At 35.6% G+C, this 22700-nt stretch carries 7 protein-coding genes; 5 read left to right on the top strand and 2 right to left on the bottom strand.

The window, feature by feature from the left end:
- The first annotated feature begins 14 nt into the window (after positions 1–14).
- From AC3ATN_RS00655 to AC3ATN_RS00635, 5 genes are all read left to right on the top strand, one after another.
- A complete protein-coding gene (locus AC3ATN_RS00655; RefSeq protein WP_487531279.1) occupies positions 15–1772 on the top strand; it encodes an AMP-dependent synthetase/ligase in 1758 nt (585 codons plus the stop codon).
- Between the two features lie 197 nt (positions 1773–1969).
- The gene (locus AC3ATN_RS00650; RefSeq protein WP_487531263.1) at positions 1970–2416 is read left to right on the top strand and encodes a MarR family winged helix-turn-helix transcriptional regulator; all 447 of its coding nucleotides are present in this window, start codon (positions 1970–1972) and stop codon (positions 2414–2416) included.
- The gene (locus tag AC3ATN_RS00645) at positions 2406–4211 is read left to right on the top strand and encodes an acyl-CoA dehydrogenase family protein (RefSeq protein WP_487531262.1); all 1806 of its coding nucleotides are present in this window, start codon (positions 2406–2408) and stop codon (positions 4209–4211) included. Before AC3ATN_RS00650 ends, AC3ATN_RS00645 begins: the two co-directional genes overlap by 11 nt.
- Complete coding sequence (locus AC3ATN_RS00640) at positions 4211–4891, top strand: hypothetical protein (RefSeq protein ID WP_487531261.1); 681 nt, start codon at positions 4211–4213, stop codon at positions 4889–4891. Before AC3ATN_RS00645 ends, AC3ATN_RS00640 begins: the two co-directional genes overlap by 1 nt.
- A gap of 65 nt (positions 4892–4956) precedes the next feature.
- Positions 4957–6297 carry a M28 family metallopeptidase gene (locus tag AC3ATN_RS00635; RefSeq protein WP_487531260.1) on the top strand — a complete coding sequence of 447 codons (1341 nt, stop codon included), beginning with the start codon at positions 4957–4959 and terminating at the stop codon, positions 6295–6297.
- On the opposite strand, the gene AC3ATN_RS00630 is transcribed toward AC3ATN_RS00635, so the two are convergent.
- Together AC3ATN_RS00630 and AC3ATN_RS00625 are read right to left on the bottom strand one after the other, a co-directional pair.
- Positions 6294–7307 (bottom strand): type IX secretion system membrane protein PorP/SprF, encoded by a 1014-nt coding sequence (locus AC3ATN_RS00630; protein WP_487531258.1) that lies wholly within the window; start codon positions 7305–7307, stop codon positions 6294–6296. The two genes, AC3ATN_RS00635 and AC3ATN_RS00630, sit on opposite strands and share 4 nt — an antisense overlap.
- Positions 7308–7311: 4 nt before the next feature.
- Positions 7312–22683: a hypothetical protein gene (locus AC3ATN_RS00625; RefSeq protein ID WP_487531256.1), complete on the bottom strand. Its 15372-nt coding sequence runs from the start codon at positions 22681–22683 to the stop codon at positions 7312–7314.
- Between the last annotated feature and the right edge of the window lie 17 nt (positions 22684–22700).

The raw sequence follows: 22700 nt of genomic DNA, 5'->3' as shown, positions 1-22700 counted from the left end.
TGAAAAATAAACACATGAAGCCTACTAGAATTTTTGATTTTTTAGAATATGCTAAAATTAATCATCCACTTGATAATATCTTAAATACAAAAAATAATGGAAAGTGGGAAAGCATTTCAACATATGATTACTTAGAAAAAGCTAATCACATAAGCTCTTCTCTATTAAAATTGGGAGTCGAACCTGGTGATAAAATTGCTATGATCTCTTCAACAAATCGATCAGAATGGTCGATTATAGATGTTGGCTTATCTCAAATTGGAGCCATAAATGTTCCTCTTTATCCTACCATCTCATCTAAAGACTATTTATATATTTTAAATCATTCAGAATGTAAATTTTGTTTTGTCAGCGACATAGAAGTGTATAAAAAAGTTTATGCAATAAAAAATGAAGTTAATAGTCTTGAAAATATATATTCTTTTGACAAAATTGATAATTGTAGTAATTGGAATGAATTAATTGATTCTGGTAATATAGATCTTGATTTTATTAAAATACAAAAATCAAAAGTAAAACCTAATGATCTCGCTACAATTATATATACTTCGGGTACAACTGGAGTTCCAAAAGGTGTAATGCTAAGTCACAATAATATTGTTTCAAATGTCCTTTCAACCTCAAATAGATTTCCATTTGAAGCAGGAAAAGAAAGCGCTTTAAGCTTTTTACCTATATGCCATGTGTTTGAAAGAGTTGTACTCTACAGTTACTTATATAACGGTATCAAAGTTTATTTTGCTGAATCGTTAGAAACTATAAGTGATAATCTTAAAGAGATTAAACCTGAAATAATGACAGCAGTTCCTCGTCTTCTAGAAAAAGTTTATGATAAAATTTATTCTAAAGGCGAAGAGTTAGATGGCCTAAAACAAAAGTTATTTTATTGGGCCGTAGATATTGCATTAAAATATGAACCCTATGGAAAAAATGGCCTACTCTACTCCCTTAAACTTGCAGTTGCTCAAAAGCTGATTCTTTCGAAATGGAAAGAGGCCCTAGGAGGAAACCTAAAACTTATAGCTTCTGGAAGCGCAGCTCTTCAGCCAAGATTAGCAAGGGTATTTACTGCAGCCGGAATGACTATTGTAGAAGGGTACGGCTTGACCGAAACTTCACCTGCAGTTTCTCTTAATGACATGAGAGATGGCGGTTTTAAAATTGGAACTGTTGGTAAGTTAGTTGATGGAGTTGAAGTAAAAATTGCAGAAGACGGAGAAATACTATGTAAAGGACCTAATGTAATGATGGGTTATTACAAAGAAGATAAGAAAACAGAGGAGGTTATGTCAGGAGATTTTTTCCATACAGGAGATATTGGTATTATTGATTCTGAGGGGTTTTTAAAAATAACAGATAGAAAGAAAGAAATGTTTAAAACTTCTGGAGGTAAATATATAGCTCCAGCTGTAATTGAAGGAGAAATGAAACAATCTTTGTTCATTGAACAAATAATGGTTGTTGGTGAAGGTGAAAAAATGGCAGCGGCATTAATTCAGCCAAATTTTGAATATCTAAAAATATGGGTTAAAGAAAAAAACATAACTGAGTCTTTTGATAATATTTGTGAAAATCTAGATTTGATTAATGCTATTCAAAAAGACATTGATTTTCACAACCAAAAATTCGGTCAATGGGAAAAAATTAAAAAGTTTGAATTAACACCTAAAGCTTGGACAATTGAAAGCGGATTACTTACGCCAACCATGAAACTAAAAAGGAAAGTTATTAAATCAAAATATCTACATCTAGTTGAAAAAATTTATTCTTAGAGCAAGCGTGATTTCCTTCGGCTGATTCAACTAAACTTTATTAAAAAATATTGAATTGATAAAAATCAATAGAGGCTTACGTTTTTTAAGCCTTAAAATTATTAAATGGACATTTCATTTACATAAATTAAAAAATAAAAATTACTAAATTTTTATTATGCACGCATAGTAATTTTTATTATATTTGAATTTAATAAATGGAAAAAACAATCACTTTTGATTATGCTCTTAGGTCCACTTGGCAGAGTGTGAGTAATATGTACAATAAAACCGCTTGTAAATTTGATTCTACAATGGCAACAGGTTTTGCATTACTCAGCATTGAACCAGATGGAACCCCTTCAACTGCTCTTGGTCCAAAAATGGGCATGGAGAATACTAGTTTATCTAGATTACTGAATTCATTAGAGGACAGAAGTTTTATCGAAAGAAGAATTAACCCAAAAGATGGTAGAGGTAGGTTAGTTTACTTGACTAAACTTGGATTAGAAAAAAGAGAGATATCAAAAAAATTTGTTTTAGAGTTTAATAAATGCATTTCAAAACAACTAACAAGTACTGAGATTATTAATTTTTTTAAGGTTACAGATATAATAAATACAGAAAGTCAAAACATATTAATACAACATAAGAATGGAAACTGATATAACAAAAGAAATAGTTAAAGGTGGAGGGTTTATAGTCCAAAAAACTAGCGCTAATGAATCAATTTTTACCCCTGAAGATTTTTCAGAGGAGCAACTAATGATGAAGGACTCCGTTAAAGAATTTATTGATCGGGAAGTATGGCCGCACAAAGAACGTTTTGAAAATAAAGATTACGAATTCACAAAAGAAATAATGGAAAAGGCAGGCGAGCTCGGATTCCTTGGAGTTTCTGTTCCAGAAGAGTATGGAGGTCTTGGAATGGATTTTGTTTCAACCATGTTAGTTTGTGATTATATTTCTTCAGCTACTGGTTCTTTGTCTACAGCTTATGGCGCTCACACAGGGATTGCAATCCTTCCAATTACACTTTACGGAACAGAAGAGCAAAAACAAAAATACATACCTAATCTTGCATCTGGAAAATGGTTTGGCTCATATTGTTTAACTGAACCTGGAGCGGGTTCAGATGCAAATTCAGGAAAGACAAAAGCTGTACTTTCAAAAGATAAAAAAAATTATTTGATTTCTGGACAAAAAATGTGGATTAGCAATGCTGGTTTTGCTAGTATCTTCATAGTTTTTGCTAGAATAGAAGATGATAAAAATATAACAGGCTTTATTGTTCCAGCAGATTATGATAACGGAATTACTCTTGGAGAAGAAGAAAAGAAACTTGGTATCCACGCTTCATCAACTAGACAGGTTTTCTTTAACGAAACCAAAGTTCCGATTGAAAATATGCTGGCAGGAAGAGGAGAAGGTTTTAAAATAGCCATGAACGCTCTTAACGCAGGTAGAATAAAATTAGGAGTAGCAGTTATTGATGCCCAAAGAAGAGTAATAAACGGTGCTGTAAAATATGCAAACGAAAGAGTACAATTCAAAACCCCAATTTCTCAATTCGGTGCTATAAAAGAAAAAGTTGCTATAATGTCAGCAAACCTCTACGCATGTGAATCTGGGTGTTATCGTGCTGCCTCGGATATTAAGGATCACATTGAGTTTTTAAGAGACCAGGGGAAATCTCATCAAGAATCAGAACTAAAAGGATTAGAAGAATTTGCAATAGAATGCTCTATGGTAAAAGTTTTCTGTTCGGAATCAATGCAGAATTGCTCTGATGAAGGAATTCAGATTTTAGGAGGGATGGGGTTTTCAGCAGATACACCAATGGAGGCGGCTTGGAGAGATTCAAGAATTGGAAGAATCTATGAAGGAACAAATGAAATCAATAGAATGGTTTCTGTTGGAATGTTATTAAAAAAAGCAGCAAAAGGTCATTTGGATATAATGAATTTAGTGATGAGTATTGTTGAAAAAGTAAAAACTAGTTCTTTTGAAAAGCCGTTACATGATTCAATTTTTTCTCAAGAACAATTACTAGTTCAAAATATTAAAGATATATTTTTACTTTTGACTGGTGCTGCTTTTCAGAAGTATGGGTCTGATCTTGAAAAACATCAAATGATTCTTTTGGGACTATCTGATATTTTAATTGAATCCTATTTTTCTGAATCAATACTTTTAAGGACAATCAAAAATTGTAATAGGAATAATAAAAATTATAGTGAAACTCATAGAGAGATGACTCAATTATTTATATTCAACTCAATAGAAAAAGTAGGTAATAAAGCTAAAGAGATAATTTTAAGTATTTCAAATGAAAAGGAAAAAAATGGATTACTTAAAAGTATTGACTTGATGACTAGATACGAGGAATATCCAAATATTGTTGAATTAAAAAACAAAATAGCTGATTCAGTTATTAAGGAAAATGAGTACAAGTTATAATGATAAAATTCTGGACGGTATACTTAATTAGGTTTGTATCAATATATTTTATTGTTAGCGTTTTTATAGCAAGTTTTTTATATCCCGGTGGAAATATATTTGACCCCAATCAAGTTGGGTATTCTTTTTCAAAAAACTATTTAAGTGATTTGGGAGGATATATGAGTAGATCTGGAGAAATAAATTTTCTTTCTTCTTTTATTTGCAATACAGCAATGTTTTTCTATGCCGCATCTGGAATTGGGTTTTTATTTGTGCCTCGTCTTTTTAAGGATGACAAAATGCTATACCCTCTATCTTTAGCTGGAAGTTTTTTTTTTTTTATTGGCTCTTTTTGTTTTGCCGGCGTTGGATTGACTCCTCACGATCTTTTCCAAGAGCTTCATGGGTTTTTTGCTAAAAATGCTTTTAGACTTATGGTTCCAGCGTCTATTTTGTACGTCATTCTTTTATTTAAAAGTACTGTTCACAATAAGTATACATTGGTTACTCTCGGATATTTATTATTCACTTTTTTATATGTATTTTATCAATTTTTTCTTGAAGATGCGATGAAAAGTCCAGAAGCGTTATCAGAATCAGTTACTATTCAAAAAATTATAGCCATTGTAAGCACAATTAGTATTTTTTCTCTTACCTATGCTTTCTCATCAAAATTATCTGAGAATATTAAAAACTGATTTTATATTTTGGCTTATTTAAGACTATAAGTTTTAATGTTTTTTTGTATTTTTTAAAAAAAATTATGAGAAAAACTCTAATAATATCATCGTTCCTTTTTTTTAACTTTTCAAACGCTCAAAGCGAAAGTGATTTTTACAAAATAATAAATCAGGTTAGTGTTGAAAGAATAAAAAATGATATTACTGTTTTAGCAAATTTTGGAACCAGACATACTTTAAGTGATACTATCTCAAAGTCACGTGGAATTGGAGCTGCTCGAAGATGGATAAAATCAGAGTTTGATGCTATTTCAAAAAGTTGTAGTAATTGTCTAGAGGTTTTTTACCAAAAAAATTATTATACTAAAAAGGATGGACCAAGAATCATAAATCCTACATGGATTAATAATGTATTAGCAATCCAAAAAGGAAAAAAATATCCAAATAGATATATTATTATGAGTGGGGATATTGATTCAAGGATTTCTGACCCCACAAATTATATGGATGATTCTCCTGGAGCAAATGATAATGCTTCTGGAATGGCAGGTACAATTGAAGCTGCTAGAGTTTTATCAAAATATCAATTTGATAATAGTATAATTTATGTTGGTTTATCTGGGGAAGAGCAGGGTCTTTTCGGTGGAAAAGGACTTTCCGATTATGCTAAAAAAAACAAGTGGGAGATTATAGGTATACTAAACAATGATATGATAGGAAATATTGAGGGAGTTGATGGTGTGATTGATAATAGAACTTTTAGAATTTTCTCTGAGCCAACTCCTCCAACTGAATCTGAAAAAGAAAGAAAAGCTAGACGATTTTACGGTGGAGAAGTTGATGGGATATCAAGACAGCTAGCAAGATATATTCACAAAACAGTAAAAAAATATATGCCAGAAATGAATCCTCTTCTAATTTACAGATTAGATAGGTTTGGAAGAGGTGGTCATCATCGTCCTTTTAACGATATGGGATATGCCGGAGTAAGGATAATGGAAGCTCATGAGAATTATAATCGTCAACATCAAGATATTAGAACTGAAAATGGAATAAACTATGGTGATGTATTGGAGGGAGTAGATTTTAAATATACTGCTAAACTTACGGCAGTAAATGCTATAAACCTTGCAAGTATAGCATGGGCTCCTCCATCTGTGAAATCACTTTCCATAGGAGGAGTAGTCGAGCCTTCTGCAAAATTGAAGTGGGAAAAAATTGATAATATAACTATTGAAGGTTATAAAGTTTATTGGAGAGACACAACAAGTCCTATATGGCAAAATAGTCGGTATCTAGGTGATGTGTCTCAATATACCCTAGATGGAATTGTAATTGATAATTTCTTTTTTGGAATTTCAACAGTTGGCAAAAACGGAATTGAAAGCCCTGTTGTATTTCCAAATAAAGTTTTTAGAGATTAGTAATAATTATCAATACTTAACCTTCTATAATCCCCTCTCCTATTTCTCAGGTATGGACTGAAATCAAAAGTTAGAAATACTTCAAATGTACTTGGAGAATATGCTTTTGCTGGATCTTTCCTTGATGGGAAATTATATAACGTACCAAATTCAAAATTTTCATATGATAATGCGACTGAAATTCCAACATTCAACATAGAAAAGCTTTCTGTACTTTTCATTACTTCATTTAAACCAACAGAAAATTCCCCAAATTGAAATTCTTGTGAAAGATATATATCAGTACTATATGCGGATTTTGAAATATTAGTAAACGCATAGAGTGTTGAATATCTTGGTAAAAATCCTTGATCGTATGGGTTTATGTCAAATTCATAACCTCCTTGTAAAGAAAAACGTATTGGCATTTTATACTCTTCATTTTCTTTGTTAAAAGATATATTTGGCTGATTAAGATGTTGGGCACTAAACCCTACAATATATTTATCTGAATGAATTATAAATGATGCTCCCAAATCTAAATAACTAGCATCTCCAATTAATGGTGCAAGAGGGTCATTTGAAAGTGCTTGAAGATAACCTGAAACAAGAGATAATTGGTCTTCAAATATTAACTTACTAGTATCTAACTTGGAGCTTCCCATCCCCAAGGTGATTGAGGGTAAGAAAAAGTCTTGATTATCCAGTTGTATTTTATATATAAAACTTAGTGAAGGTTTGGTGTATACTAAACCAGCGTTATCCATCGTATATGAATACATGTCAACTCCCAAAGAAAAATAATCTGAATCAAATGAAAGGGAACCGAAAAAATATCTACTTTCTATACCTTGATTTGAAACTAAACCAACACTATTATATAATACACCTGTTTTATTCATATTATTTAAACCCATAAAACTAGGATTGGATTTTTGCATAAACCTAGAATGGCTTATAATCAAATCATCTTGGGCTGATAATTTAAAAATAAACAGCAGAACTAATAATATGTAGTTAATCTTTTTCATATTATCATCTTAAAAGTATAAATGTTCCATCTCTAAAAACTTCAACATCATCTATTGTTTTCCCTTCAAGAGTATAAATAAAATATGGAGTTACTATTTCTTTACCATCGTCTGAAGATAAATCAGGACCACACCATCCAGTTAGAGTTAATGCATCTTTTGTTGGATCTACTGGAGGTACACCTATTTCTTCATAAAGGATAGCTCCTTGAGCATCATAAACTCTAAATGTAACTTCAACTAAACCGTTAAATAACGGTTTGAAACATTGATTGTATATATCGCCGTTAGGTGTAAATACATTTGGAGATAAGACATTATACCCTTTACCTATTTTAATTGTTTGCGTTATCTCAGCTACACATCCAATTTCATTAAAAATTCTTAACGTAGCATAATATGTTCCTGATACAGCATATTCATGTGTTATTGGATCCGGTTGATTTCTTTCTAACCGCTCAGTTTGAGTACCATCTCCAAAAATAAACTCAAATGAATCATATTCGTTTTCTGATAAATCTCTAAAAGTAATATCCTCTCTCGCAATATATTGTGAAGATTGCTGAAAACTAATTGAGGTGAAATCAAATAATGGATCACCTATTCCAACATTAATTTGTCTTGCAATTCCACAGCCAGCATTGTTTAATATTTCAAGTCGAGCAGAAGTAACAGGAGCATCAATTTCAAGATTGTACTGATCTTCACCAACTTGTTGACTAACCACAAGGCTACCATTATAGAAAAATGATAATGGACCTGTTGCTCCATCAAAAACATCAATAAAAATAGTACCAGGTTGACCGCTACATAATTCAGGACTAACATTTGGTCCTTGACGAATTTGTAAAACGTTCTCGTCTAATACCGAAATAACTCCTCGAATCTCATTATTTTGGGAAAGATTAGAACCTACACAGTTAGAAAGACCTGCTGGGGTAATTGTATATCTGTAATTTCCTTCAGCTAAATTATTTAGACTTGTATATCCAGTGTAATTAATCGAACCATTAGTTCCATCCAAAGGAGTCCAGTTAGCAGAACTAACCGACGAATTTAACATTTGAAGGCGTGTGCTTTTTGAAACAATCTCTAGGGTAATTGAAGCACCTGAAACTGAATTTATTCTGATCTGTACATCTTGAGGGGTTATTCCTCCATTTGGAGCAGATTCAACAGAAGTACTGTACTGAGGAGAATTATCAATAACCTGAGCCATTTCTTGAACTACCGAAACAATAGATTCATTTGGTGTTTGAGTTGTATACGTAAATGGAATATCATTAATTAAAACTGAATAAACCTCTAAACTATCGACGGATGCTGAAACACCCTGGAACAATAAAATTGCTTCATTATCATTTAATTCTGCACCCTGAATCTCCCAAGTTATTTCGTAAGGTGGAGCCGATGAACCGTCCTGATTTTGAACAGAAACAGCTATAGTTCCGTCTGCAGCATCTAACTGACAACTTACCGGAGAACTAAAAGCACCTGTAGAGTCTGCAACACCAGAAACTAAAATATCATTAAATTCTGCTACAAAACTAAATTCAACATTTGCAGTATTTCCATTTTGATCAACTATAGTACAACCGTTTTTATCTTTAATACCCAATTGATATACTCCAGGTAATGGATAAAAATCAACATTATTACTTAAACTACTAAATACCGTTGAATTTGCTGTTGAATTAGGATCAGGGTAGTATGTCCAGGTCAGACCATAATATGGCTGCCCAGATGAGTCCAAATATGGAGTTCCTCCACTTACAAGGAATTGATCAAAAAATGGATCTTGATAGCTGTCATAACAAGCGCTTATTGTAAAGTCTGTTACTCCTGAGTATTTAATAGGAAGTAAATCTTCAATAGTAAAACCAAGTAAAACTACACAACCTGTTTGTGTATTTTTAACTTCCAAATTGTATGAGTTAGGTTGAAGATTCTGAATCAATACAATATTTGTAGATAAATTAGGGGTGTATGTGTTTCCAGAAAGAACGTTTGTAACTAAAGAACTAGAAGGAGTTAGCGATATAGAAGAACCGTTAGATATAGTACTTTGAAGAGGGTTTCCATTTAAAGTAAATTCAAAAACTGTCGGATCAGGTATCAAATCAAATTGTCCGTTACCTAATTTGAAACTTATCGAAGCTGTACTTTTAACACAAGTAATATCCTCAAATTCAACATCCTGAATTTGTAACTTACTAGGATCATCAATTCCAAATACATAACCTCCTTGAGTCAGATTTTCAACTAAAACACTTCCCCCACAACCAGAAGAGTCAGAAATAATCCCTCTGTAGTAACCAATATTTAGTCCTGTTAGGACTTCTTGACCGGCAGTGTTTGAAACTTCATTCCAAACTGTTTGAGCTGTTATTGTTATTGGAGACAAACTCATTCTTAAACCGTAAACAGATACAATTGATAAAGCTTTAGCAGAATCAATTGTCTGAGATCTAACTACAATACTCGACCCACTTATATAAGCTTCCAACGTGGGATCGTTATTAATTATAACTGCTAAATCAACTGCTAAATCTAAAATACTGGTTGTATTATTTACTGTAATTGACGAAGTATAGGTAGTACCATTTATTTCTACTCCAAAGTTTCCTGTCTCAGTTGAAGAAACCGATCCAGTAAAGGAAATTGAAAATGTATCCAACTCCAATTGTGATCTTCTCTCCCACTTAATAGTATAAGGCGCAACACCTCCACTAATTCCACCATTTAGTTTAATTACTGGACCGTTTGCACTAGGTGTTGAAGAAGAACAATCTTGAACTCCAGTTAAGTCTGCGCTAGCAGAAAGATCGGAAGAAGCAGCAGAAGTCATTGCAACAGTTATCGATGCATCGGGAACACATCCAGATTCATCAATAACGGATACAACATAATTCCCAATCCTTGGAACATTTTCTACAAGTATATCTTGACCAGGACTTATAGAAGTATTTATAATGAATAATCCATCTGTTGAAACTATTCTTACAGGGAAGGTAGTTGTAGTAACAGATCCTGAAAAATAACCTCCATCGGCTTCAACAATAAATTGTCCCGTACCGCCCTCGCACGGAATTGGTGTAATCGTACCCTCGGTGAGAACTAAAGGATTTCCAGGAGGGTCGGTAAGGACAATTGTTGGTATTGTTAAGTAATTTGCAACGACATCACAACCTGATGAATCGGAAATCACTATATCATAGGTACCTGCAGGAAGGTCGTCTCTTAAAAATGTTGAACCAGTAATAGCTTCGGTTGGCTCACCACCTACTAAACTGTAAAAATATGGAGCTTGCCCGCCTGATAGGGCAATTTGAATAGATCCAAGTAAAATATCATTAGGAGAACATGCAAGTGGAGGTTGTGTTACAAGTGGTTCATTAGCTCCACTTAATTCAGCTATTGAAACAGGAGATGGCTCTGTTATAACAAAATCTTGAGACACATCAGCACAAGGATTAACAGAAGGGTTCGTCAAATAAACCTTAACTCTGTATACCCCAGCTGGAAGATTTTGAAAGGATGAAAAACCTCCGGTAGGATTTAATTCTTCATTAAGAAAATTAGCAGGTAGAAGGTTTCTTCTATTAGGTGTTAAAGTTGAGCTACTTAAAGAAGAGGAAACCACTCCTAAACTTGTTGTAACTAAATATTCCCATTCTATCCAGGCAGTATTTGTTCCAGCAACATCTATTTCGATTTGACCATCAGTTCCAGATACACATTCGTTAGCTAAAACATTCAAACTAGATGGAGTTATTGTTATTGGAGAATCTGTCCCTTTAATTTCAACTAATCCGACGGTAGTGACTGTACAATTTGCAATGTTAGAATCTGTAATAGTCAACTCATAAAAACCAGCAGATACTCCATTTAGATCTTTAACATTGTAGGTTACTTGAGGATTTGGAGAAAGTCTTGTCCATTGGTAATCATAACTTCCTGAACCACCAGTTATGGCACCTAAAGGAACACTTATAGTTCCATCTGCTTCACCAGCACATATTTCATCAGTAGTTACTATAAGGCTTTCATCAATTTCTAAAATAGCAGATATAGGACCAAAATTTAAAAACTCTGGTTCAGAACAAGTATTAGTAATAACCTCTACTCGGTAGCTTAATCCAGGAGTTAGTCCTGTAAATTGTAGGTTTTCAGTAAATGTCTTGGTAAGAGAACCAATAACATAGCTTGTTGTATCAAACAAAGAATAACTAGGAGCAGCTCCTGCAGTTCCTTGATAGAGATTTACAGACAATATATTTCCAGTTCCAGAAACCTGATCTGTAGTTAAGGTACCTGATATTGGAATATTTACGGTTCCACCACAAGTTTCAACTACAGTTCCAATTGTTATAGTTGGTTTTTCAATAATAAAGGGACCTGCTGATGCTTGACATCCATTACCAAGACCTTTAATTGAAACTGTAAGATTATATTGACCTTCAGATAAACCTGTAATTTCAAGATTATTATTGGTAAAACCAACATCTCCAACTTTACTCCACGAATAAACAAAAGTAGATTCAAAGTTTTGTTGAATTGTAGATTTTGTAAACTCAGTAGATCGATCATCAGTTGAAATGGTCATAGCTGATGAGGAAACTGTAGAAGAGAAGTTAACGAAAGAACCAACGGCTAAAGTTCTAATATCAATAGTTGCTCCTGTGGCAGTTGCAGTTACAGTGGAGCTAGACGCCATAAGTGTGGCTAAACTAGATGCAACATTTGATAACGTATTTCCACCCGCTACAGTATAAGAGTAAGATGAACCCCCTGCTGTTATAGTAACTACATCCGATGCGACTATATTGTTTGCAAAAGTAACTCTTATTATATTGTCCGTTGTATGGGTAACTGAAGAAGTAAATGCTACTCCAGGAACGTTGGCAGTTATATCTAAAGATCCTAAACCTCCAATATTTGAAGCTGCAGTAACACTTGGTGATCCTCCGGAAATTTGATTAGCAAGCTGAGTTGCAATTTGCTCCTTAGTTTGATCTGGATTGCCGTCAGAATTAATATCATTGGTTGTAAAAGAATAATCAGCTCCATCTACAGTGACGGTATAAGTATCGAATACTCCATGATCTTCATTCGTTGACGCTCCTATAATAAATACTCGATCAACCTGAGCAGTATCCTGAACCCCACCGGTTACAAACGAAGATAATGTGTTGGAAACTGGATGACCAATTTGACCATCAGGAGTAAAGCCTGCTGTAGAACAAGAAACATCTTGAACTGCAGCTTGTATTCCAGCGGAATCAATTACAACATTTGGAGCAACTGTTACTTTTCCAATCATAATTGTTTCGCTACAAGTTGCATTCCCAGTAGTTCTAAGTGTGTACTGAAAAATTGTAGTCTGACTAACTGTAACTGTTGGAGTTCCAATTATCTGTACAGTATTTGCAGCCGCTCCGTTTCCTAAAACGAGACCAGTTGGTAAAGTAAGAAGTGGATCGGAATTTGAAAGTAGTTCTACACCAGTTGCACCACCACCATATGTATATATAATTGGCACAATTGCATTGTTTGCACAAACAATTTGGTCAATAGTATCTAACCCTGAACTTAAAACAAGAGTTGATTCCGGTGTTAATGTAATTGTACCATTTGCTGTGTCAACTGGTAAACAACCAGCTGTACCTGAAGTGGTTAAGGTAAAAGTATAAGCTACAGTAGTGGTAATAGGAGTTACTGGATTAGGTGTTCCAGTAACTGTCATATAGTTTTCATTTGCAATATTTCCTGAAGAAGCTAAAGATAGAGCTCCTCCTCCTGCAATAGAATTATTAAAAGAAAAGTCGAATAAAGTACCTTGAACATCCGCTCTTATTTGAATTGAAGAAGCTCCTGTGATGGATGCGGTTGGAGCACTCTGTCTTACACCAGAAGCGGTATTAATTTCTGAGACTAGTTGTTGAGCAACATTAAGGGCGGTATCCCCAGTAGTAGATGTTGTATAACTGTATGTAATTCCATCAATTTTTATCCAAAATTGTGCTCCAATTGCACTCGAAGCAGTGATATCAATAATATTCAGTTGTCTTACAGATACTTGGTTTAATAAAACTCCTGGAGGCAGTCCTACGACTCCAACTAATGCTGGAGTTGTAGCAGTTAAAGCGGTCCCAGTTAAATTAAACTTAATGCCTTCTATCTGCTGACCAACACATATTTGTTGTGCATTGTCAGATCCTGAGAAGTTAGAATCCGATGAATCGTAATTTATAGCTTCTAGGGGGTTAACCTTAATTGATCCCTGAATAAAATCTTCACCACAACCAAGAAGATTATTAGTTGTCTTAATTCTATAAAAATATGTTGATGGGAAAGTGACTCCAACATTGGGAGTTCCAGATATTGTAACTCTATGAGATCCAACAGAATTGACACTCGTAATAGTTGGTGTTACAGAATTAGTAAATTGTGATAAGCCAAAGGGCGTTCCGGCATTATTTGCTGTGAGGGTAATGTCTGCTCCTCCAGGTCCAGCAGATGCCTGAACTCTTCTTCCAGGCGTTGTGTTTATTTTAGCTATGAGTGCATCTCTAACATTTATTGCAGATAAACCGCCTCCAACTGTTGTGTGAGAATATGTGGATGTTGTTATAGGAGATCCTCCTGTGATATAAATAAACACATCTTCACCAGCAACAAAAGTTCCGGTAATACTAACTATATCCACTTGTTGTTGTGAAGCTATAGTGTGAGAAATTCCATTTGGAAATATACGGGTAGAACTAGGTGTTATGTCCGTACTTGTAACGGTTCCTGTAGTAGTTTTTAACTCCAAACTATATGCTGCTCCATCAACGGAAGATTTTAAATAGATAGCATCATTTGCAAGATCCGGTATTGCATTAATTACAGACGACCCACTCATTCCTGTAACTAAGTTTGTAATAATGTTATCAATTCCTGTTGCACCTGATGGCACAGTGTATTCATAATCCGTTTCATCAATAGTAACAGTTACCTTATCGTTTGCAGCGAAAACCCCGGAAATATTAATCCTGTCTTGCTGACCAAAATCAGCAGATTCTAAAGCAACAGCAGTAGCTCCATTGGATAATTCATAGGTGATATCAAATCCTAAAGCAGAAGAATCACAAACCTCCTGACCGTCTGTTCCAGAACCAGAGGTCAATGTTATTTTAGAGTTTGGTAAAATACTTATAGAAACGGTTTGTTTAGCATGCGGAGTACAACTTGTTCCCGAACTTACCACATCAAAAGTATATGTCTTGGTGCTGCTAACAACCTCAGATGGAGAGCCTGTAATGGTTACATAATTTAAATTCTCTACATCACCTGCAACATCATCGTCTAATTCAAGAGTGTTAGTGGTAGTAGATGTTGTATAACTAAAAGATTTTCCTGACTGGTCAGCAGTTAAAGTTATTATTGATCCTAAAGCACTAGCTGTTACAGGACTCAATCTAATTCCAGAAGCAAGATTAATTACATTGCTCAAATTAGTAGCTACAACACTGTCTGAATCACCAGTTTGAATTGTATATGGATAACTTATACCATTTATTTTTATTGTAAAAGTTTCACTTACCGTTAGTGTTCCAGAAACCTTAGTTGTTTGAACCTGAGATTGCTGAAAAGGAGAAGATAAGGTTACACCAGGAGGGATTCCATTTTGACCAACTAGTGCAGCAACGGTTGCCCCTGTGGCGGATCCACCGATTTCGATTCGTATTCCATCAATATCCCCACCCTCACAAACTGCTTGGGAAAGTTCGCCGTTAATTGTAGTTGATACAGTAGCACCTGAAAATAGGGTGCTTGTAATGGTTCCAGCATAAATCAATTGTTCAGCTGGAATTACTGTTAATGTAGCAGATTGAGTAGTCGATGAAACGGAACAAGAAGAGTAAATATTACCCAGTGTTTCTACTATATAAGTAAAGGTCATTGGCGCATCAGGCAAAGGACTAATTCCAGTGAGATCGGGAGCTCCTGATAAAGTTAATAAACCGGTTCCACTAATATTTTCTTGAGAAAGAGTATAACTTGATGTTGCTGTCAAAGAGAAAACTGTTGCAGAATAACCTTGATAGGGTCCAGAGGCGTCCGCCTCTAGAGTTAAAATATTTGCATTTGTACTTGCACTAACATCCAAGCTTATATCGGCATTAATACTATTTCTAAGCCTAGTAAGAAAAGTATTAATTGTTTCACCCACAATCGTAGTTACTGAGTAGGTACTAGTATTAATCTGAACACCATAGGTTTCTGTAACCGGGGCTGTTGCAGGACCAGCCCAAGTAATTTGGTCAGACTGTTTAGTGTTAGTGAAATTCTGAGAGATTCCAGTTGGAAGTTGATCAAATCCACCGTTTAACTGCACTGTTAAAGAAACTGCTCCTCCGTATACTTTAAATGAAACATCTGTAATGTTTTGACCTTCACAAACTTCTTGTGCATCTGTTCCAACAACTGTTGCTGTTGCAACAGACGGGGTTGGCAGAATAGTAATTGTTCCAGAAATTGTTCCGTGAGGCAGACATGATGTTCCGTTGGTTTCAATGGTATAGAAATAAGTAGTTGCAGAGGTTACAGGGTCCGGATCTCCAGTAATAGTTACATAATTATCGTTGGCTACATCTCCTGCAACAGTTAGATCCATTAAAGAAGCATTTGTTGATGTAGCGGTGTAAGAGAATGAAATTCCAGGAACTTTTGCTGTTAAAACTAAAGTTGTTCCTGAAGCCGATGCAGTAACGGGACTCAAAAGGATTCCTATGGCAGAATTAATTTCTTGAACTAAATTATCTACTACGTTTTGATAAGTAGGAGTAGCAACCGATGAATAGGTATATAATGTTCCGTTTATAGAAGTACTGAAAGAAATATTTTCAGACATCGTTCCGGTTACATGAGTTGTATTAACTTGAGCTGTTGAAAATGGAATTAATTGAATCCCATTAGGTAATCCGTTAAATAAGTTTAAAGAGGTAACACCTGCACTAATTGCAGAACCGGATAAATCAAATCGTATTCCATCCAATTCGCTCCCATCACAAACTTGCTGAGATAATAATCCATTGGTTGAAGTACCACTCGCAAAAGTTGAAGTTGCAATTGAAGTTGGATGATTTATTATTTCAGGGGGTTTTAATCTAAATGCTCCAGTAAAAGAAGTTTCTTCACATGAATATGCATTTCCTGCAGTATTAACAGTATAAGTGTAAACATTCATGTTATTTAATGTTACCGAAGGAGTTCCAGAAATAGTAAAAACTCCTGTCCCTTTGACTGGAGTTACAGTAATATTAATTGTAGGGGCTGAAACCACTACAACTCCCTGAGGGGTTTGATTTACTTGTGCAGTAACCTTTATCGTACCACTTGCGGTATTTGTAGCAGTCATGCTAGAGGTTATATCTAATGTTATAGGTCCAGATATGTTCCCTGTTCCTGAAACAACATGTGAAATAGTATTTATCGAAACACCTATAACCTTTCCTAGAAGTTTTAGTTTACCACCCCCTATATCGACTGCTTCAACTACATCTTTTATTCCAGCTGTATTATTAACTTCACTGACTAACCCTGTTACAATTTGTTCTTTCGATGTAATAGTTTGAGTGGCTGTAAAAGTAACGGATCGCGCAATATCGGTTGTTACAGTAACAGTCCATGAATCAGTAATTGCAGTACCTTGACCTGTTACTGTCAACTGTTTTGCATATTGATTTATTGCATAAGTTAAACCAGCTCTTACAGTAGCTACAGTAGAGTTTGGAGGTGCAGTAAAAGAAACTGAGTGATTTCCAGCTCCTGGAACCGATAGAATTAAACTATATGTTTCTGTTGTTGATCCTGTATTAGTTGCTCCAGAAAAACTAATATCATCTTCTGTAAATTGAGGAGTATATGTAGTGGTAAGTCCAGGAGGTAGACCGTTTAATCCATTTAATGGGGCAACACTAGCTGTGGTTGCTCCATTAAAAACTTCAAGCTCAACATCAACTATTGTTTCTCCAACACAGAGTTCTTGATTTTCTGTTCCTACAGCAGAGTTTTGAATAAGTAACGAATTCGGCTCAACTGTTATGTATCCGGTTGCAGTTCCTGGACTACATGCCCCAGAGGTTGTAATAGTGTAAGTATATCTCGTTGGGGTAGAAACTGGTTGGGTTATTAACCCAGATATTTGATACTCTCCTACCCCTTGAACAGGATTTGTAGAAGTACTAAGAGAAAGAGCAGCAGAAGTTTCTAGAAGAGAAGTAGAGAAAAATGTTCCTGTAGTTACACCTGTAATTCTTATAGTACCACTAACTGTATCTGCATCCGCAGTAATAACTTGAGGATTAGGGAGATTATTAATAACAGTAGCTAATTGTTTAGCTACTACGTCCTTGTTAACAGTTCCAGTAGCAACATATTCTCTTTCTGCTCCATTTATATAAATTTTAAAACTTTCACTAGCAATAGTATTTCCTCCACCTGTAACTAAAATATCACGAATCATTTGGGATGGAACAACCCCTGATTGAACCCCAGAAGGTGTTGACGGAGACCAGCTTATTGTAGCTTGTGGTGCAGATCCAATCAGATCGTAGGTTATAGTTACCAAAGAAGTGTTCACACAAACATCTTGCACTTCAGTTACAGGGGCAGAAGTTCGAGTAAGTACTGGTTTTGGTGGAACGTCAAAAGGTACTTCAACGAAGGGTGCACCGCAACCTGTTGAAGTTGCTTTAATATTTACTGTTCCTGAAAACTCTGGATTCCATGTTAAAACTCCAGTATCACAGTTAATCACCCCAGCATTGTTATTATTAATAGACCATGTTACACTATTACCCGATCCAGGATCACTGTAAAACGTTGTAGTATTGGTTCCTCCTGGACATGTAGGAAGTGGAGTTGTAACAATAATCGAAGTTGGAGTTACAGCTCTACTTTTAATAACGATTTGTTTGGTTGAAACTTGGGATGTTGTAACCCCATCACAACCCATTGCAGTTGCATTCAAAGTAAAGGTTCCGTGAAACCCTGTACTCCAATCAATAATACCTCTTTGAGTAAATGTAGCTGCAGATAAATTATCTCCAGGAACATTGGAAATAGCTCCAGTTCCAGGACTCACATTGGATAATGACCAAGTGATATACTGATAGTTTTCAGATTCTGCAAAAAATTGAGTTGAACGAGTGGCTGCTGTGATTTCACAGTTCGGCAGTGCCCCGGTTATTATGTCAGGTCCACAAATTTCTTGAGTAATGCCTCTTTCTGTAAAAAAACCAATATCATATGCCGGAGAACCATTATTACCAGGTACGTTTTGAATGTCTTTATCAAACACAAACATCGTTCCGTAATCACTGTATCCTAAATAATCAGCCTCAACATATAAACTTGAGTCAGCATAAGGAGCAGTTGAAGCGGTTACACCAAATTCAGATCCATTATCAAACTTTCTAAATTTGTGAGTAGCTCCATTAATTTGACTTAAAAAACTATTTCTTATTTGATCATCAGTGGTACCACCTGCCTGAGTAATATAATCATAACAACGTCCATTTATAGTTACTTTGTATATTTCACCCGCTGGAACCATTGAAGTATTAGTCACTCGATTGGTAACAATTCTTATAACAGACTTTTGTTTTAATTCAAGTACGGCCGGTTCCGTGGGGGTGGAAGGAACTTGAAGAGTTGTGCTAACAGAGTTAATAGTAACTGCAGTGACAGAAGTGGTGGTTGAAGAAGCGGTTACTGTAAGTTCAAAAGCAGGACTTCCAGCATCATTGGTTACAACCTGTACATATGTGTTGGCTACTGCTGTTGCTGCAACGTTATAAGGTGCTCCATTGAAATTAGAATTAATTAGTGCTGTTATAGATGCAACTGTGGAAGTTATGGTTAAAGGGGCTCCAGTCACTGAATAGCCATGAGTTTGTCCATCGATCGTAACACTTACAACATCACTTACTGCTACAACACTAGATACGTATATGTGTTCCTCAATAGGATCGGCTGCATATATTTCAAAAGATGCATTTTGAGTATTTGAAGGACCATTACATCCGTTTGCTGCAACTGAAATTGTAGCAGTTCCAACAAAATTAGGATTCCAAACCACTGCACCTGTACTTGAGTTAATAGTACCTGCCCCTGCAGTAATTGACCATTGATAACCAGCAATATTTCCACCCCCACAAGCTTCAAAAGAAGCTATTTCAGGAGTATCACAACTTGCCCCATTATAAATTCTAGTACCATCTGTATCAACGATAGTTTCTTGTTGTAATTGAGAGTTTCCAACCGAACCCAAGGCATAATTAGCTAATATGTACTGGGGTGCCCGAACTTGAGGTGCCCTGGTAATGGATCCATCTAATTGGGGATCTATACAATCAAAACACCTAAATGGGGTCAGTGTAAATATGGATCCAGTAGAAGTAGTTGCAGATTGAGTAGCGGTGGTTGTAAAACCAATTTGTGGTGTTGTCCCTGCGGCTACAGTTGAAATAACTAGCGGAATACCTCTTTTTTTGGCTTCTATTGAAATTGTTCCTGCATTAACAGTGGAGGAAACTAAAGCAGAGTTATTAATTAACAAACTAAATTCAGTAGCAATTGTAGCAGCCGTTACTCCTGTTCCATATGTTTTGATATAAGGAATTCCGTTTATAATAATATTATAAACTTCACCGGCAGAATTCGTAGTTCCTGTTAAAGCAATGGTTGAAATTGCTTGAGCCTGCTCGTTGGAAAACCCGATGGTATGTTTTGTGTCTTCCCGACGACCCGAAATCATTATTGTGCCAGAAGCAGTACTTAAAGCCCCAACTCCTAGTCTTGTCGCACTTCCGTCGTTGGTTCCGTTGACTCTTGGATCTGCATTAATTGCTGTAACCAATGAGTTTATTAAATCATTTCTTGAGGTAGTCGCTGCTATTACTGATACTGTAAATGTATTAATAATCACATTATACTTTTCTCCAATTTTCGGATTACCAGAAATATCAATTCTATCTTTTTGATAAGATTCTGTTAGAATATCAAAATCAATCGTACCAACACTAGGAATTCCACTAAAGGTATAAACCCCATTTAAACGTGTCATTGTAATGTCATTTTGACTGTTAGTGGCTGCATTAGGATAATAATTAAAGGCATCTGTTCCTAATCTTGGTTCCACTGTATCGGGAATTACAGGGTTTGCAGCTTGCTCATTGTCACCACCAAGCTCTGTGTCCCCATTATCAGTTATATCATATGCTATTGTAGGAAGAATCTGAAGATCTGCGGCACCACCTCCAGCTTTGAATGATACTGGGGTAATTGCTTGACCTTCACAAACAGTCTGGTTTAATGGACCTGAAATGAGTGTGATTTCTTCTAAAGGGCTAACGATTACAGTGGTAACCTCTGAATCGGTAGTACATGTAGCAGTTGTTGCTTTAAGAACAGATAAACCAGATACATTGGCAGTACCTGTGACTGTTCCTGCAGTAATATTTATTGCAGTTCCCGCGACTTTACCTCTAATATCAATAATACCACTTTGATAATCGTACGCTTCGATTACCGTATTTAAGGGGGCTGTATTATTTATTAAACTAACTAGTTCTGAAGTAATTGTGTTTCTAAGTGTAGTAGTAACAACTGTTGTATAAGTTACCGTTGTAGCTCCATCCGATAAGGTATACGCCTCACTAATAGCCGATCCATTTCCTGTTATAGTAAATCTTTGTACTGGATAAATTGGATAGGTATTGGTTGTTGTGAGTTTAAAATATGTGGTTTGAGTCAAAGCTGTTTGAGGATCTAAAACTGCTGTTGTGACTCCATTATAACCTGCTCCTAAAGCTGTAAATGAAGAGTTGTCTGTTGATCCATACCACTGATATGTTATGGCTCCAATGTTTGGAGCTGGTGCAACCGGGGAAAGTCCGGTGGCTGAAATATCAACAGGGGTAGTATTGAAACAAATTGCTTGATCATCATTTGTGTTAGCCTTTAGAATTTCATCAACAACTTCAATTTTTACAGATGGTGAATTCCTAGGGCAAGATGCTGGAGTTGAATCGTCAACAAGAGTAAATGAACCCGGACCAGCAACCAATGTAAAAGGAGTCCCTGGGGTATTGTGAACTAAATCAATTACTCCGGAAGCAGTTTGAGAGGCAGTAACAGGTATGGCTCCATTGGCATTAATTTGATCAATTAAAATATTTGCATACGTTCCAGTTGAAGTCCCAGTAGTTACAGAAGTAGCAATCCCATTAATACTAATTGTTATATTGTTTGGATTATTTGGACTCCCTGTAATTGTTACTCTATTTAGTTGACCATCAAGTGAAGAAATTACTTGTCGCCTATAATAACTAGTTGCAATTAAAGCTCCTGATGGAGTGTAGGAAGCTTGTGTTTCATTTGCTATATCAAACCAAACAGCATCATCAGCAGAATATTGCCATTGATAAGCTATTGTTCCACTTGAAGTAGCATTTCTTACACTTACAAGTTGATCTGGTACGGTTCCATAACAAATTTGAGTCGGCATGCCTATTTGTCCAACATCAACATTATCAACCGTAATTATATGAACGGATGAAAATGCTGTACACTGTGGGTCACTTGGGGATCCGTTGACTCTCATGATCTTTCTTCGGTAATGGGTGGTAACTGCGATAGATGGAACTGAATATCCAACGGAAGTTTCTCCAGCAATATCTACCCAATTACCAACGGCAGGTTTACTTTGCCACTGATATTGAATTCCTGCACCAGCAGCAGTACTTCCAGTTACAGCAAGTGCTGTTGGAACTATTGCAAGATTTGCTGCATCACGACAAAAGATCTGATTGACTCCACCATTTACTACTCCACCTTCCAAAGGATCTACCGTAATGGTCCCAGATATAGTTGCCGTTGCACATCCACTAATAACATCTGCAGTTAAAACTGTATAGGTATAGACTGTTCTTACAAGATCCGACGTAGCGGGTGTCCCAACAATTGACAAAATACTAGTTCCAGCGTCAAACGAAAAAGTAATACCGTTTGGAAGACCGTCTGTTAATAAACCTGAGGGAGGTATAACTGTTGCGCTAGTTGCTCCAGTAATTAAATATGTTATTGTCGAAACAGCAGAAGAATTATTACATACTATCTGTGAAGTCGATGTCACAACCGAGGTAAGTGTTATAGATGAAGAAGCTGAAACATTAATTGTCCCTGTTTCAATATCTGTTCCTGTACACACAACTGCCCCAGTGGTGGATACTGTATAGGTATAAGTAGCTGATGGGGTTCCTGCCGCAATTGTTCCACCAATAATAATTCGATTGGTATTGACTGCTGTTATTGCGTTAGACATATTACCTGCCCCTGCGC

This window comes from Candidatus Marivariicella sp. (assembly GCF_983056325.1).
This window is presented reverse-complemented; position numbering and strand designations above follow the sequence as displayed.